Annotated in this window: 11 protein-coding genes; 4 read left to right on the top strand and 7 right to left on the bottom strand. The window is 63.8% G+C overall.

All coding sequences use genetic code 11. From position 1 onward, the window contains the following. Positions 1 to 60: 60 nt before the first annotated feature. Together EOC94_RS00195 and EOC94_RS00190 are read right to left on the bottom strand one after the other, a co-directional pair. Complete coding sequence (locus EOC94_RS00195) at positions 61 to 1,224, bottom strand: spermidine/putrescine ABC transporter substrate-binding protein (RefSeq protein ID WP_127288257.1); 1,164 nt, start codon at positions 1,222 to 1,224, stop codon at positions 61 to 63. Beyond that, positions 1,205 to 2,341, bottom strand: a complete 1,137-nt coding sequence (locus EOC94_RS00190; protein ID WP_127288256.1) for an ABC transporter ATP-binding protein — start codon at positions 2,339 to 2,341, stop codon at positions 1,205 to 1,207. The genes EOC94_RS00195 and EOC94_RS00190 overlap by 20 nt, the downstream gene beginning before the upstream one ends. Positions 2,342 to 2,454: 113 nt before the next feature. Between EOC94_RS00190 and EOC94_RS00185 the strand changes: the two genes are divergently transcribed. Next, complete coding sequence (locus EOC94_RS00185) at positions 2,455 to 3,267, top strand: LuxR C-terminal-related transcriptional regulator (protein ID WP_127288255.1); 813 nt, start codon at positions 2,455 to 2,457, stop codon at positions 3,265 to 3,267. A 33-nt stretch (positions 3,268 to 3,300) separates the two neighbouring features. On the opposite strand, the gene EOC94_RS00180 is transcribed toward EOC94_RS00185, so the two are convergent. The 5 genes from EOC94_RS00180 to EOC94_RS00155 all read right to left on the bottom strand — a co-directional run bounded on the left by EOC94_RS00180 (position 3,301) and on the right by EOC94_RS00155 (position 10,168). Then, positions 3,301 to 5,370: a 3-hydroxyacyl-CoA dehydrogenase NAD-binding domain-containing protein gene (locus EOC94_RS00180; protein ID WP_127288254.1), complete on the bottom strand. Its 2,070-nt coding sequence runs from the start codon at positions 5,368 to 5,370 to the stop codon at positions 3,301 to 3,303. A gap of 332 nt (positions 5,371 to 5,702) precedes the next feature. Then, positions 5,703 to 6,650 (bottom strand): ABC transporter permease, encoded by a 948-nt coding sequence (locus EOC94_RS00170; protein ID WP_127288253.1) that lies wholly within the window; start codon positions 6,648 to 6,650, stop codon positions 5,703 to 5,705. Between the two features lie 3 nt (positions 6,651 to 6,653). Continuing rightward, a complete protein-coding gene (locus EOC94_RS00165) occupies positions 6,654 to 7,634 on the bottom strand; it encodes an ABC transporter permease (RefSeq protein ID WP_095484953.1) in 981 nt (326 codons plus the stop codon). 1 nt (position 7,635) lies between these two features. Further along, positions 7,636 to 9,105: a sugar ABC transporter ATP-binding protein gene (locus EOC94_RS00160; RefSeq protein ID WP_127288252.1), complete on the bottom strand. Its 1,470-nt coding sequence runs from the start codon at positions 9,103 to 9,105 to the stop codon at positions 7,636 to 7,638. 49 nt (positions 9,106 to 9,154) lie between these two features. Beyond that, a complete protein-coding gene (locus EOC94_RS00155; RefSeq protein ID WP_127288251.1) occupies positions 9,155 to 10,168 on the bottom strand; it encodes a substrate-binding domain-containing protein in 1,014 nt (337 codons plus the stop codon). 208 nt (positions 10,169 to 10,376) lie between these two features. Here EOC94_RS00155 and EOC94_RS00150 point away from each other — a divergent pair, with 208 nt between their 5' ends. The 3 genes from EOC94_RS00150 (at position 10,377) to zwf (ending at position 15,297) form a co-directional block, all read left to right on the top strand. Next, positions 10,377 to 12,788, top strand: a complete 2,412-nt coding sequence (locus EOC94_RS00150; RefSeq protein ID WP_127288250.1) for a glucan 1,4-alpha-glucosidase — start codon at positions 10,377 to 10,379, stop codon at positions 12,786 to 12,788. A 99-nt stretch (positions 12,789 to 12,887) separates the two neighbouring features. After that, on the top strand, positions 12,888 to 13,904 hold the full coding sequence (gnd, locus tag EOC94_RS00145) for a phosphogluconate dehydrogenase (NAD(+)-dependent, decarboxylating) (protein ID WP_095484949.1): 1,017 nt from the start codon (positions 12,888 to 12,890) through the stop codon (positions 13,902 to 13,904). Positions 13,905 to 13,920: 16 nt separating this feature from the next. Further along, a complete protein-coding gene (zwf, locus tag EOC94_RS00140; RefSeq protein ID WP_095484948.1) occupies positions 13,921 to 15,297 on the top strand; it encodes a glucose-6-phosphate dehydrogenase in 1,377 nt (458 codons plus the stop codon). The last annotated feature ends 2 nt before the right edge of the window (positions 15,298 to 15,299 follow it).

Genomic DNA, 15,299 nt, shown 5'->3' with positions numbered 1-15,299 from the left:
CCCGGTGCCGGCGGACATCTGCCCGCCGGGTGAGTTGCCTGCATCGGACCTATGGCCGGTTCAAGCCGACTTGAAGCGGGCCATCAGTTCGGCCCGGGCCGGATCGGTCAGCGTCGCAGCCGCACCGAATTCCATCGGAGATAGTAGTTCCGCCGCCGGGTAGAGGATCGGATTGTCCAGCACCTCCTTGGGCAGCAGCGCATTGACCCGCGCGTCGGTGGAAGGCGCGCCGTTGGCCAGGTGCTCCTTGACCGCGACTTTCGGGTCCATCAGGTAGTTGAGCAGGGCATAGCCGGCGGGCTTGTTGGGCGCATCTTTCGGAATGGCGTAGAAGTCGGTCCAGATCTCGCCGCCCTCCTTGCCAAGCACATAAGCGATCTCGGGAATGTCGCGGTGGAGCTGCGCCCCGTCATTGGTCCAGCACATCGTCATCCAGGCGTCGCCGGCACGCATCGACGGCTGGTAATCGCTGGAAACGGCAAACAGGTGCGGCTTGACCTTCAGCAGCAGTTCCTCCGCCTTGGCGAGTTCGTCCTGCTTCAGTGAGTTGAACGAGAAGCCGTAATATTTCAGCGCATTGCCGATCGTGGTGAGCTGGTAGTCATGAACCATGGTCCGGCCGTCGCCCTCGGTCATGGCCGTATCCCAGAATTCCTTCCAGCTCGTCACCGGCTTGGTCAGCTTCTTGGTGTTGACGGCAAATCCGGTGGTGCCCCAGTTCTTCGGCACCGCGTAGGTCGCACCGTCGATCGTGCCTTCCCCAGTGAAGCGCGGGTCCTGTTGCGAGCCGTCGAAATTGGCAAGCTTGGCCATGTCGAGCGCTTCGATTATGTCGAGCTTCTTGTAGGTGGAGATCGTGTAGTTGGTCGGCACGAAGAGGCTCCAGCCCGAGGCGCCGGCCTGCAGCTTGGCCAGCATCTCCTCGTTTGACCCGAACACATTGACTTCGACGGCGACGCCGGTCTCCGCCTTGAAATTCTCGAACGTCGCCGGGTCGTGATAATTGGGCCAGGTGGCGATCGACATGCGGTCGCCAAGACCCTCCTGGGCGAAGGCGGGCGACGGCATGATGCCGAGCTCGCGGGCCATCACCGCCGTTGCGATGCCAAGACCGGTGAGGCCAAGGAACTCGCGGCGGCCGATGGAACCGCGCTTGAGCCGCATCAACTGATCGACGAATTTTTCAGGGCTTATCGGCAGTCCGTCACGATAGGATTTCGACATGTTTATTTTCCCTCTGGTTGGTCCCGTTATTCTTGGGGTCCGGGAACGCGAGCGGCGTTCCTGATGTAAAGCCGATGGCGACGGGTTCACCCGGCTTGAAGAGGTTGCCACTGCCGATCAGGTGATCGGCCTTGGCGAGCAGCGTTCCGATACCGCCGACCTCGATCGCATATTCCGCGGTCGAGCCCAGAAAGATCCGGTTGCGGACAATGCCGTTCAGCCGGCCGCTTCCCGGCGCGCCGAGGCTTAGGGATTCAGGACGCAGGCTGACGGCAACGGCTTCGTCCTGCCGCAGCGAAGTCCGTTTGCGCGCGGCAATGACGGTGCCGTCGGCAAGCGCCACCTCGACGAGGTTGCCCGAATGCCCCGCGACCTTGCCGCTCAAGAGATTGGTCTTGCCGACGAAGTCCGCGACGAAGAGATCGGCGGGCTCGTCGTAGATTTCGCTTGGCTGTCCGAGCTGGACGATGCGCCCGCCATTCATGACGCAGACGAAATCGCTCATCGACAGTGCTTCTTCCTGGTCGTGCGTGACAAGGACGAAGGTGATGCCGATCTCGCGCTGCAGGTTCTGCAGCTCTATCTGCATGTCGGTGCGCAGCTTCTTGTCGAGCGCCGCCAGCGGCTCGTCGAGCAGCAGCACCGCCGGCTTGTTGACCAGCGCGCGCGCCAGGGCGACACGCTGCTGCTGGCCGCCGGAAAGCTCGTGGATCTTGCGGCGGCCGTAGCCGGCAAGCCGCACCATGGCGAGCGCCTCGCCTGCCCTCAGGCTGATCTCCCGCGACGACAGCCGCGGCCTTGCCTGGCGCAGCCCGTAGGCGATGTTGTCCTCGACATCCAGATGCGGAAACAGCGCATATTGCTGGAACACCATGTTGACCGGCCGCCGGTAGGGCGGCGTGCCGGCCATGTCGCGGCCGCGGATAAAGACCGCGCCTTCGCTCGGCTGTTCGAAGCCGCCGATCATGCGCAGGCAGGTAGTCTTGCCGCAGCCGGACGGCCCGAGCAAGGCGACAAAGGCAGACGGCGGGATGGCTAGATCGATGCCGCTGACCGCAGTCACGCTGCCGTAGCGTTTGGTGACCCCGCGAAACTCGATATCTGGCACTGCGGTCAAAGCTGCGGGCTCCAGCGAAGGCGATTTTCAAGACGCTATCAGAGCCAACGGTGACTAGTATATACCTCGCAGGTGGTATATTTGGTCTATTTTCTCGTTTAAAGGGGTATAAATTGAGCGGATCGCGCGGCGACGAATACAATCAGCTCGCTGCGCTCATCGCGGCGACACGGGAGACGAGCGGCGAGCTTTTCGGCAAGGCGATGGTCGCTTGGCTCCGGCGGCATGTCAGCTTCGATCACTGTGTGATCTTCGGCTATCGCGGCGCCTCGCGCCCGCCGCTGCTGTTCGAGACGTTCTCGCCGGCCGAAAGCCACGTCTTCGTCGCGCTCTACCAGGAAGGGCCTTATCTGCTCGACCCGTTCCACCACGCGGCGGTCGAGCGCAAGGAAGGTTTTTGGCGCATGCGCGAGCTGGCGCCGGACCGCTTCTACGCCAGCGAATATTATCGCTCCTACTATAGCCAGACCAAGCTGGCCGAGGAGGTCGGTTTCTTCGTGCCGCTGCCGGGAAAGGACGCGCTGGTGGTCTCGCTGATGCGACTGCATGCTTCGGGACCCTTCGGAACCGCCGATGCCAGGTTGCTGCGTGACATGGCGCCGGCGGTGATCGGTCTCGCCAGGCTGCGCTGGCCGGCCCTTCCGGCCGACGAACCGGCAGCGACGAAGCAGGACGAGGCGATTGCTCCGGTCAACGAGTTCGAGCGTGCTCATATCTGGAAAAGCCTTTCGCTCACGCCGCGCGAAAAGCATGTCGTCGATCTGGTGCTTCAGGGCCATTCGACGGAATCGATAGCCAGGGCGATGCGCATCGTACCGGGAACCGTAAAGGTCCACCGCCGCAACATCTATCGCAAGCTCAAAATCAAATCGCAGGCTGGCCTCTTCGCGCGTTTCGTCGAGATCATCGACGCGCGGATTCAGTAGTCCATGATTTCGAAAATGGCCTCGCTCAGGCAGTTAGCGGGCAACGCCTTCCCAGGAGCCGGATGCTGCCATTTGCCTGAGCAGGGGCGCTGGCTTGAAAACATCCTTGCCGGTCCGCTCGTGCCAGTGATCCAGCCGTCCAATAATCTTGTCGACCCCCACAAGGCTGGCCCAGAACATCGGCCCGCCCTTGCCCACCGGAAAGCCATAGCCGTTGACCCAGACGACATCGATGTGGGAGGCGCGGGCGGTAATTTTCTCCTCGAGGATCTTCGCCCCTTCATTGATCATCGGATAGAGCGTCCGCTCGATGATCTCCTCCGCGCCGATCGTGCGCGGCGCGATACCCTTCTCGGCAGCCTTGTCGCGGATCAGCGCTTCGACCGCTGGGTTGGGAACCGGTGTGCGTGAGCCGTTCTCATACCGGTAAAAGCCGCTGCCGGTCTTCTGGCCGAAATGCCCCTGTTCGCACAGTGTGTCGGCGATTATTGCCGTCTGGCCGCGCGCCTTGCGGTTGCGCCAGCCTATGTCGAGGCCGGCGAGATCGCCCATCTGGAACGGCCCCATCGGCCAGCCGAAATCGGTGAACGCCTGGTCGATCTGCTGTGGCGTTGCACCTTCCAGCAAAAGCGCCTCGGATTCCGAACCGCGCGCGGCCAGCATTCGGTTGCCGACGAAGCCGTGGCAGACGCCGACGACGACCGGCACCTTACCGATCCGCCGTGCCAGCTCGACGATTGTCGCCAGCGCATCGGGCGCGGTCTTGTCGGCGCGCACGATCTCCAGCAGCCTCATGACGTTGGCCGGCGAAAAGAAATGCATGCCGACGACATCCTGCGAGCGCGACGTCGAGGCGGCGATTTCGTTGACGTCGAGATAGGAGGTGTTGGTGGCGAGTATCGCGCCCGGTTTGGCCACCGCGTCGAGCCTGCCGAACACCTCTTTCTTGACCGCCATCTCCTCGAACACCGCCTCGACGATCAGGTCGCAATCGGCAAGGTCTCCATAGTCGGTGGAACCCTCGAACAGGCCGAGCCGCTGACGCTTGGCGTCTTCGCTGAGGGAACCGCGCGTGACGGAGACGGCATAATTCTTCTTGATCGTCGCCAGCCCGCGTTCCAGCGCCTCGCGGCTGGTTTCCAGCAAGGTCACGGGGTAGCCGCCATTGGCGAACGCCATGGCGATGCCGCCGCCCATGGTGCCGGCGCCGATGACGCCGACCCGCGCGATCGTGCGCCGGACGATATCCTTGCCGGCAATCTTCGCCGCCTCGCGCTCGGCGAAGAACAGATGCCGCTGCGCGCGCGATTGATCGCCCGCAACGAGTTTGACGAACAGTTCGCGTTCCGCCGCCAGCGCTTCTTCGAACGGCAGCGTGATGGCATTGCGCACCGACTGCGCACAGGCGATCGGCGCTTCAAGGCCGCGCGCCTTTTTGGCAAGCTCCGCCGCTTGCTTGTCGAATGCAGGCAATTCCGCCTGGTCGAGACGATCGTTGCGGTCGCGCACCGGCGCGAACGGCCCGCCCTTGCCAGCCATTTCGCTGGCGAAACGAACCGCCTGCGCAGCCAGGCCGCCCTCGAAGACGGCGTCCACCAGCCCGGCGGCGAACGCCTCGGCCGCACCGATCGGCGTGCCCGAAACGACCATGCTGAGCGCCTTCAGCGCGCCGACGAGACGCGGCAGCCGAACCGTGCCGCCACCGCCGGGCAGCAGGCCGAGCTTGACCTCTGGCAGGCCGAGCTTGGCCCCGGCATCGGCAACGCGGAAATGGCAACCAAGCGCCAGTTCCAAGCCACCGCCGAGCGCTGTGCCGTGGATAGCGGCGACCGTTGGCTTGGCGATGGTTTCCAGCACGGCAATGATGGCGCGCAAATCCGGCTGCTGCACCGGCTTGCCGAATTCGGTGATGTCGGCGCCGGCGACAAAGGTCCGCCCGGCGCAAGCGATGACGATGGCCGCGACATCAGGCTCGTCGCGCAAGGAGACAAGCGCCTGCATCAGCGGCTCGCGAGCATGGAAGCTCAGCGCATTGACCGGCGGATTGTCGATGGTCACGACGGCAATGCGGCCGTTCCTTGTAACGCTCACGAAATTGGACACGCAAACCTCTAGCAATGATGTTCGCCGAACGATTTACAGGGCCGATGCCCGGATGGAAACCGCGATGTTTTCGCGGAAAGGCTCCGGGCTGTTGTGGTGATCCTTCGCGCCCCCCTCTGCCCTGCCGGGCATCTCCCCCACAAGTGGGGAGATCGGCTGCTTCGCCCGCACCGCTCGCCCTGCAACGTCGGCGTTCTTACTGCTGAGGCGTTTGCGATTGGCGAAAGCGGCTGAGTGCGCAATCTCCCCCCAAGTGGGGGAGATGCCCGGCAGGGCAGAGGGGGGCGCTGTCCCGCCGGCATCAAAAGATTCTGCTCCGCCGTGCGAAAGAGCTAGCGCAGTGCCTTCTGGCCGCCGGCAGCGGTGATGACGCCGACGATGATCAGCCCCGTCAGCAGCAGACGGACGCCGGCGCTGACGCCGAACGTGTTGAGCATGGTCAGGAGCAGCACCAGGAACAGCGCCGCGCCCCAGACACCCGGCACATTGGCCTTGCCGCCGGCCACCGACGTGCCGCCGATGACGACGACGGCGATTGAGGCCAGCAGGTACTCGTTGCCGATATCGACATTGGCGCCGCGGAAATAGCCGGCGAGCAGCGCCCCGTCGAGGCCGCCGAGCGCGCCCGACAGCGTGTAGGTGAGGAAGCGGATGCGGCCAACATTGATGCCGGCCAACCACGCGGCGCGGATGTTCTGGCCGATCGCCAGCACAGAGCGGCCATAGATCATGCGCTGTAGCGCGATGGCAGCGCCGATGGTGAACAGCACGGTGAGGATCGCCAGGACCGGAAAGCCCAGAATCTGCCAGTTGGTAAAACTGGCGAAGCCCGGCGGCGGCTTGATCTGCAAGCCGCGACCATAGCTGATGTCGATCGACTGGATAATGAAGCTCGCCGACAATGTGGCGATGATCGGCGGAATGCGCAGCGCCCAGATCAAGAGATAGTTGGCGGCACCGACCGCCATGCCGCAGGCCAGCGCCGCCAGAAGCCCGACGGCGATCATCGAATCATTGCCGTCCATCACCTTCATGGCGACGGCGCTGGCGAGGCCGATGTTGGCCGGCAGCGACAGGTCGACATTGCCCGGTCCGAGGGTGATGACGAACATCTGCCCGACGCCGACGATGACGGTGAAGACGGCGAGCGAAAGTGCTGCCGTAATCATGCCGCCGCCGCCATATCCGCCGGTGAAGGCAATCGTCGCCAACCACACCAGCAGCGCGCCGATGAAGGACCAGATCCACGGTTTGGCGAGCAGCAATCGCAACGATGCCATCGCTCACCTCTCCCTGCGGCTGATCAGCACCCGGGCCGCCAGCACGATGATCAGGATGGCGCCATTGGCGGCCACCTGCCAATCGGGCGGAATGTGCATGAAGGTCAGCAGTGGCGACGCGGCCAGCGCCAGCGTCAGCGCGCCGATCACCGCGCCGATCGGCGACACCCGGCCGCCGACGAATTCGCCGCCACCGAGGATGACGCCGGCGATCGAAAGCAGCGTGTAGCCATTGCCGATATTGGCGTCGGCCGAGGTGGTGATGCCGATCAAGGCCATGCCGGACAGCACCCCGAACAGGCCGGCGAGTGCAAACAGGATGATCTTGGTCTTGAGCAGCGACCAGCCGGCACGGCTGAGTGCCGCGGCATTGCCGCCCGATCCGCGCAGGATCACGCCATAGGAGGTGCGCATCAGTCCGAAATAAACGACCGCCGCGATCAGCAGCGCGGCAATGATCGGAAAGGGAATGAAAGGCGGCTTGAAAGCCATGAGCGACAGCAACCAGTCCGGCGCCTTGCCGCCGGGCTTCGGCAGGATGAGGATGGCGAGCCCCTGCCAGACAAAACTCATGCCGAGCGTCACCACGATCGAAGGCAGGTTGCGCAGATGGATCAGCGCGCCGAGCAGCGCGTAGACACCGATCGAGCCGAGCAGGATCAAGATGCCGACCAGTGGCGCGTCCTTCAGCCACGTCGCCGTGACGCAGCCGACGAAACCGACGAAGGTGCCGATCGACAGGTCGAGCTCGTTGCCGGCGATGACGAACATCTGCGCGATCGTCGCCAGGGCGATCGGGATCGCCAAATTGAGCATCAGGCTGAAGCCGAAATAGCTGATGGCGCGCGGGTTGAGCCACGCGATCGCCAGCAGCACAAGCACCAGCGATAAAGCCGGCAGCAGGCTGCGCAACAGGCGCGCCCGCGCTAGCCTGTCACGCTCGGCGGAACCTTTGAGGCCGGTCTCGACAGGTGCTGCCGTCATCTCAGGCCGCGTCGCCGAACGAGGACTGGATGATCTTTTCCTCCGTCAGCTCGTCGCGCCCAAGATTGGCGACGATCCGGCCGTTCTTGAAGACGTAGATATGGTGGCAATTGTCGAGCTCTTCGGTTTCCGTGGTGTACCACAGGAAGGTGCGGCCGCGGCCAGCTTCTTCGCGCACGAGGTCGTAGACCTCGAGCTTGGTGCCGATATCGACCCCCCGCATTGGGTCGTCCATCAGCACGATCTTCGCGTCGGAGCCGAGCGCCCGGGCAAACAAGGCCTTCTGCTGGTTGCCGCCGGACAGCGAGAAGATGTTGTTGTTCATGTCCGGAGTGCGGATGCCGATTTTCCCTCGCCAGAAGTCGGCGAGCTCGGCTTCGCGCTGCGGCGAGATCAGCAGGCCGTTGCGCAATCGCTTCAGCGAGCGGATGCCGATGTTTTGCGCAATCGACCATTGCGGGAAAATCCCGTCCGACTGCCGGTCACCGGCCACCAGCGCTACCGGCGCGGTGACCTCGATGCCGGTTTTAGAGCGCGCCGCAGCGGCGAAGATCGCCAGCAGCAGGTCGGTTTGGCCATGGCCGGCCAGCCCGGTAAGACCGATGATCTCGCCCGCATGCGCGACAAGCTCGTTGCCGTCCTGCTGCCGCGCTGGGCGGGCCCGGACCCGCAACGGGCCGGTCTCCGGCTTTTGGGTCGCAATTTCGGCCGCGATCTTCTCACGCGCTTCCGCTCCACCCATGGTCGTCACCAGCCTGTCGCGATCGAAAGCCGTTGCCGCATCTGACGCAACGACCTTGCCGTCGCGCATCACCACGATGCGGTCGGCATTCCCGAGTACCTCGCCAAGAACATGCGAGATCAGGATGCAGCTCTTGCCCCCGGCGACAAAGCGCCGGACGAAGGCCAGCAACTGGCCGGCCGTATGCGCGTCGAGCGACGATGTCGGCTCGTCGAGGATGACCAGTTCGAGCGGATCCTGCGTTTCCGTGAAGGCACGCGCCACCTCGACCATCTGCCGCCTGCCGATGGAAAGGTCGCTGGCGATATCGGAGGCGGAGATGCTGTGGCCCGGGAATATCTCGTCGAGCTTGGCGGCGATGAGATCGGCCGCCTTGCGCCGCCAACTGAGGCCGCGCAGCGCCGGGTGGTTGATACGCGTGTTCTCGGCAACGCTGAGGTTCGGACAGAGCGAGAGTTCCTGGAACACGCAGCGTATGCCGAGCTGTTGGGCGCGCGGCACCGAATAATTGTTCTCGATGCCGCCACGCACCGCGATCTGGCCGCTGTCGGGCACAAGCGTGCCCGCCACCATATGCATGAGCGTCGACTTGCCCGCGCCATTATGGCCGACGAGACCAACGCATTCACCGGCACCGACATGGAAATCGACGCCGGCGAGGGCACGGACGGCGCCAAAATGTTTTTCGGCGCCGTCCAGCCGGATGATGTCTGCGCCGGCCTCGGGCATCCCTAGCGATATCCGGTCGGCAACGCGTGCGGCATTGGATGTGCCATGCTCACTTGATGTTGGCTTTGATCGCCGCGATGGCGTCTTCCTGTGTGTATTCGTGGCTGGCGACACCACCCTTGGGGATTTTCGGCAGCGCGGCCTCGAAATCATCTTGGGTGAAGGCGAGGTATGGCACCAAGAGATCATGCGGGATGTCGGTGCGGCCGTCGAGCACCTGCTGCGCTACCCAGAAGGCCAGCGACGATACGCCCGGCGCGATGGAGGCCGACCAGGTCTGGTAGCCGTCCTTGTCCTTTTGTTCCTTCCACCATTGCAGCTCGTCCTGACGATTGCCCATGATGATGGTCGGGCGCGGCTTGCCGGCGGCGGCGAAGGCTTGTGCCGCGCCATAGCCGTCGCCGCCCTGATCGACGACGCCGACGATTTCCGGCAGCGACGGCAGGATCGTCGCGACCGCCTTTTGTGCTGTTGTCTGATCCCAGTCACCGGTCACCGAACCGACGATCTTGAACTCGGGATGAGCGGCGACGCCTTCCAGAATTCCGGCATGGATGGCGTCATCGATCGACGTGCCGGCAAGGCCGCGGATTTCCAGCAGATTGCCGCCCTTGGGCTGGAATTTGGCCATCTGCTCGACTTCCTGCTTGCCCATGTCCTTGAAGTCCACGACCACACGGTAGGCGCAAGGCTCGGTGACAATGCCGTCGAAGGAGACGACGACAATGCCGGCATCGCAAGCCTGCTTGACAGCGCCGTTGAGCGCATCCGGCGAGGCGGCGTTGATGACGATCGCGTCATAGCCTTGCAGGATCAGGTTCTGGACTTGGGCCGCCTGTGTCGGCACCTCCTTGTCGGCCGTCGTGAAGATGTCCGCGGCTGCCACCACCCCGTCCGCGACCGCCTTTTTGGTGACGATGGCATAGCTGTCGAGCATCGCCTGCCGCCACGAATTGCCGGCATAATTGTTGGAGAAGGCGATCTTCTTGTCGCTGGTATCGGCCAGTGCGGTGCCTGACGCGAGCATCGCCGCGAATGCCCCCAAAACGAGCATTTTCTTCATGTCATACTCCTCCCTGAGTTGCTGATCTTTATTGACTGCTGACGGTTGTTAAAATTCGCGTCCCTGTTTTTTATCTATTGTCAGACAAATGCAGATGGCTCGCAAGCTGTCAACTGCAATCCGCGCAGAGTTGGTGATCAACTTGCGGTGCAATGATTGAAAAGCCTTTGGGTCATGGGCTAGGGAAGGGTCTGGAGGCCGAAATCGAATGGCAGTGACGCCGACTGTTGCGCCGGGCGCACCCGGAATTGCGGCGCGCTGGACCTCGAGCGCCAAGAGCGGCGTCGGCACCGCGCTTTCACTGGCTAGCCGCGTCTGGTTCACGGTCAGCCACGGCATCCTCAACGAGATCTACTATCCCCACCTGGACAGCGCCTGCACGCGCGACATGGGGTTGGTCGTCACGGGACCGGGCGGCTATTTCTCGGAAGAGAAGCGCGATGCCGAACACAGCATCGAGCCGTTCGAGGGCGGCGTGCCCGCCTACAGGTTGGTCAACACCACGGCTGATGGCACCTACCGGATCGAAAAGCGGATCATTACGGATCCGGAACGTCCTGTTTTGCTGCAGGAAATCAGCTTCACGCTGCTGAGAGGCACGGTTGCCGACTACCGCGTCTACGCGCTGCTGGCGCCGCATCTGGTCAACGCCGGCACGGGCAATACCGCCTGGGTCGACGACTACGAGGGAAAGCCTGTCCTGTTTGCATCGGGGCGTGGTGTTTACTTGGCGCTCGCCTCGTCGCTGCCTTGGGGAGCCTGCTCGGCCGGCTATGTCGGCGCCTCCGACGGCTGGCAGCAACTCCATTGTGACGGCCGGTTCGATCCGGCTTATCAAAGGGCAGAGAACGGCAATGTAGCGCTGACAGGGGAGATTGGCTTTTCGGCCGAGAACCCAAAAGTCATGCTGGCGCTGGGTTTTGGGGCAACACCGCAAGAGGCGGCGGGGGTTGCTTCCGCCAGCTTGAAGCAAGGCTTCGATGCCGCTGCCGAGGTCTATGTCGAAAAATGGCGCAAATGGCAGAAAGGGTTGCTTCCGCTCGACCGGCATGCAGTGTCCGGGATCAACACCTATCGCGTCAGCACGGCTGTTTTGGCAGCGCACCGGTCGTCCGCGAAATCCGGCGCAGCCGTCGCCAGCCTGTCGATCCCATGGGGCTTCAGCATGGGCGACGACGATCTCGGCGGCTATCACCTGGTCTGGCCGCGCGACCTGGTCGAAACCGCGGGCGGCTTCCTGGCCGCCGGCGATCCGGCGCAAGCGCTTGAGATTCTCGCCTATCTCCGTTCCATCCAGCAGCCTGACGGCCATTGGCCGCAGAATGCCTGGCTCGACGGGTCAGCCTATTGGCCCGGCATTCAGATGGACGAATGCGCCTTTCCGCTGCTGCTCGCCGACGCGCTGCGCCGGGCCGGGCACCTGCCGCACGCCAAGCTGCTCGCCTTCATGCCGATGATCGAGCGCGCCGCTTCCTATGTCGTGCGCAATGGTCCGGTCACCGGCGAGGACCGCTGGGAGGAGGACGCCGGCTACAGCCCGTTCACGCTTGCCGTCGAGATCGCAGCGCTGCTTGCGGCGGCCGACATGTTCGGTGTTTGCGCCAAAGCAGAGCCGGCAAATTATCTGCGTAAAACCGCCGATGTCTGGAACGACCAGATCGAGCGCTGGACCTATGTCACTGGCACTCCACTGTGCGAAGAGGTTGGCGTCGCAGGCTACTACGTCCGTATTGCGCCGCCCGACACCGCCGGCGCGGCGTCGCCGAAACACGGCTATGTCCCGATCAAGAACCGACCGCCCGCCGATACGGACCGGCCGGCCGAGGCGATCGTCAGCCCGGATGCGCTGGCGCTCGTCCGCTTCGGCCTCAGGGCCGCCGACGATCCGCGCGTCGTCGACACGGTCAAGGTCATCGATGCGCGGCTGCGCTGCGACCTGCCGCAGGGGCCTGTCTGGTATCGCTATAGCGGCGACGGCTATGGCGAACACGCCGACGGCGCGCCCTTCGACGGGACCGGGCAGGGTCGCGCTTGGCCGCTGCTCACCGGCGAGCGCGCGCATTACGAGCTGGCGGCGGGGCGCAAGGACAGAGCGGCGAGCCTGCTGAAGACGTTCGAGGCCTCGGCCGGGTCTGGCGGCCTGCTGCCCGAGCAGGTCTGGGACGGTCCCGACATGCCGGAAAGGGAATTGTGGCGCGGCCGACCATCGGGCAGCGCCATGCCGCTGGTCTGGGCGCATTCGGAGCACATCAAGCTGCTGCGTTCGCTGAGCGACGGCGCCGTCTTCGACATGCCGCCGCAAGGCGTGAAGCGCTACATCGAGGACAGGACCGTGTCGCCGCGCCGGACATGGCGCTTCAACCACAAGGTCCGCATCCTGCCCGCCGGCAAGATGCTGCGCGTCGAGCTGCTGGCCCGAGCGGTGGTGCATTGGAGCAGCGACAATTGGGCGACCGCCCATGACGCCGAGACGACCGAGAATGCCTTCGGCATCCATCTCACGGATCTGCCGGTTGCCGATGTTTCGCCGGGCAATACGATCGTCTTTACTTTTTTCTGGTCCGATGCCGGCCGTTGGGAGAATGTCGACTTTTCCATCGGTATCGACAAGCTGGATTAGAGCATGATCCCGAAAAGTGGAACCCGGTTTTCGGAAAAGATCATGCTCCAACAATAGAGCCAATAGGTTTTCTATCCCTCAAGAATCAGGACGAGAAACATGCAGATCGGAATGATGGGACTGGGCAGGATGGGCGCCAATATGGTGCGGCGCCTGCTGCGCGATGGTCACGAATGCGTGGTCTACGACATCAACCCGGCCAGCGTCGCAGCCCTTGTGACGGCAGGCGCGATCGGAGCGGCGTCGATGGAGGAGTTCGTCGGCAAGCTGACCAAGCCGCGCAGCGCCTGGCTGATGCTGCCGGCGGCGATCACCGGCCGAATCGTCGATCAGGTGGCCGCATTGATGGAGCCGGGCGACATCATCATCGATGGCGGCAATTCCTATTATCACGAGGCTGTCGACCATGCAGCGCGTCTGGCCTTGAAAGGCCTGAGCTATGTCGATGTCGGCACCAGCGGCGGCGTCTGGGGCCTCGAGCGCGGCTATTGCCTAATGATCGGCGGCCCCGACAGCGCGGTCCAGCATCTCGACCCGGTCTTCGCGACCCTGGCGCCGGGCACCGATGCCGGGGCACTTGCTCCGGGAAAGGATGCCGGAACGGCCCCGTTCGGTTATCTCCACTGCGGACCAAGCGGCGCCGGCCACTTCGTCAAGATGGTCCACAACGGCATCGAATACGGCGTCATGGCCGCCTATGCCGAGGGCATGAACATTTTGAAGTCGGCCAATGCGGGCAAGCGGCAGCGGACGGCCGATGCTGAAACCAGTCCATTGGAAAATCCCCAATATTACCAGTTCGACATCGATATCGCTGAGGTGGCCGAGGTCTGGCGGCATGGCAGCGTCATCGGCTCCTGGCTGCTCGATCTGACGGCGGGCGTGTTGAAGGCCGATTCGGGGCTGACGCAGTTCGGCGGCCGGGTTTCGGATTCTGGCGAAGGCCGCTGGACGCTGAAGGCGGCCATCGACACCGGCGTGCCGGCGCCGGTTCTGTCCTCAGCCCTGTTCGACCGCTTCTCCTCGCAAGGCGAATCCGAGTTCGCCGACAAGCTGCTATCCGCCATGCGTTACGCTTTCGGCGGCCATGTCGAAAAGCCGAAGGCCGGCTCGTGACGGGGGAGACACGCTCATGAGCCTGGAACGGTCCGATACGCTGGTGCTTTTCGGGGCAACCGGCGATCTCGCCCACAAGAAGATCTTCCCCGCACTTTACGCCATGGTCGCCAAGGGAACGCTCACCGAGCCGGTGATCGGCGTCGCTTTCGACGCCTGGGACCTGCAGCAGTTGCAGGCGCGAGCCCGCGACGGCATCGTCAAGGCGACCGGCAAGGTCGACGAAAAAATCTTCGCGAAACTCGCCTCCCTGCTTCGCTATGTCAGCGGCGACTACCGTGGCGCTGCGACATTCGAGAAGCTGAAAAGCGTGCTGGGGACCGCGCAGCATCCCCTGCACTATCTGGCGGTTCCGCCGACCATGTTCGAGACGGTCATCCAGGGGCTGGAGCAGTCGGGTGCGGCCCAGGGTGCGCGCCTGATGGTGGAAAAGCCCTTCGGCCACGATCTGCAATCGGCGCGCTGGCTGAACCGGGTGCTGCATCTGGTATTCGATGAGCAGTCGATCTTCCGCATCGACCATTATCTCGGCAAGGAGGCGATCCAGAACCTGCTCTATTTCCGCTTCGCCAATTCCTTTCTCGAGCCGATCTGGAACCGCAATTTCGTCGAAAGCGTGCAGATCACCATGGCCGAGGATTTCGGCGTCGAAGGCCGCGGCCGCTTCTACGACGAGGTCGGCTGCATCCGCGACGTCATCGAGAACCATTTGCTCAACATCCTGTTGCTGCTCGCCATGGAACCGCCCGTTGGCCGCTCGGCTGACGATCTGATCGACGAGAAGGTGCAGGTTCTGCGGGCAATCCGGACACTGACCAAAGACGATGTCGTGCGCGGCCAATTCAAAGGCTATCTCCAGGAGCCCGGGGTGGCGCCGAATTCGCCGGTCGAGACCTTCGCGGCGGTGCGTTTCTTCGTCGACACATGGCGCTGGCAGGACGTGCCCTTCTTCATCCGCGCCGGCAAATCGATGCCGGTGCACGCCACCGAGGTAATCGTGCGGCTGAAGCGGCCGCCGCTCGACGTCTTCGACCCGATCAAGCCCGACGACGCCAACCACGTGCGCTTCCGCATCGATCCGCAAGTAGCGATCTCGATCGGCGCCCAGCGCAAGGCCGCCGGTGACGACATGATCGGCGAGCAGGTCGAGCTGACCGCGCTCGACGACAGCAAGGACGACATGCCGCCCTATGAGCGCCTGATCGGCGATGCCATGAACGGCAACGGCCAGTTGTTCACCCGCCAAGACGCCAGCGAGCTTGCCTGGCGGATCGTCGGCCCGGTGCTTGGCGACACCACGCCGCCCCCGCTTTATGAGCCGGGGACATGGGGGCCTGCCGATGCGATGGCCGGGTTTGGACCGCCGAACGGCTGGATCAATCCGGCGAAATGAAT

The sequence above is a fragment of the Mesorhizobium sp. M6A.T.Ce.TU.016.01.1.1 genome (genome assembly GCF_003997065.1).
GTDB classification, from domain to species: domain Bacteria; phylum Pseudomonadota; class Alphaproteobacteria; order Rhizobiales; family Rhizobiaceae; genus Mesorhizobium; species Mesorhizobium mediterraneum.
The sequence above is the reverse complement of the archived record's forward strand: the minus strand, read 5'-3'. Positions and strand labels throughout refer to the sequence as shown.

Bases quoted from the DNA above. Each gene is read 5' to 3' on its own strand.
- EOC94_RS00195 (WP_127288257.1), bottom strand. From the start codon at position 1,224: ATGTCGAAATCCTATCGTGACGGACTGCCGATAAGCCCTGAAAAATTC.
- EOC94_RS00170 (WP_127288253.1), bottom strand. From the start codon at position 6,650: ATGGCATCGTTGCGATTGCTGCTCGCCAAACCGTGGATCTGGTCCTTC.
- EOC94_RS00165 (WP_095484953.1), bottom strand. From the start codon at position 7,634: ATGACGGCAGCACCTGTCGAGACCGGCCTCAAAGGTTCCGCCGAGCGT.
- EOC94_RS00160 (WP_127288252.1), bottom strand. From the start codon at position 9,105: ATGCCCGAGGCCGGCGCAGACATCATCCGGCTGGACGGCGCCGAAAAA.
- EOC94_RS00155 (WP_127288251.1), bottom strand. From the start codon at position 10,168: ATGAAGAAAATGCTCGTTTTGGGGGCATTCGCGGCGATGCTCGCGTCA.
- EOC94_RS00150 (WP_127288250.1), top strand. From the start codon at position 10,377: ATGGCAGTGACGCCGACTGTTGCGCCGGGCGCACCCGGAATTGCGGCG.
- gnd (WP_095484949.1), top strand. From the start codon at position 12,888: ATGCAGATCGGAATGATGGGACTGGGCAGGATGGGCGCCAATATGGTG.
- zwf (WP_095484948.1), top strand. From the start codon at position 13,921: ATGAGCCTGGAACGGTCCGATACGCTGGTGCTTTTCGGGGCAACCGGC.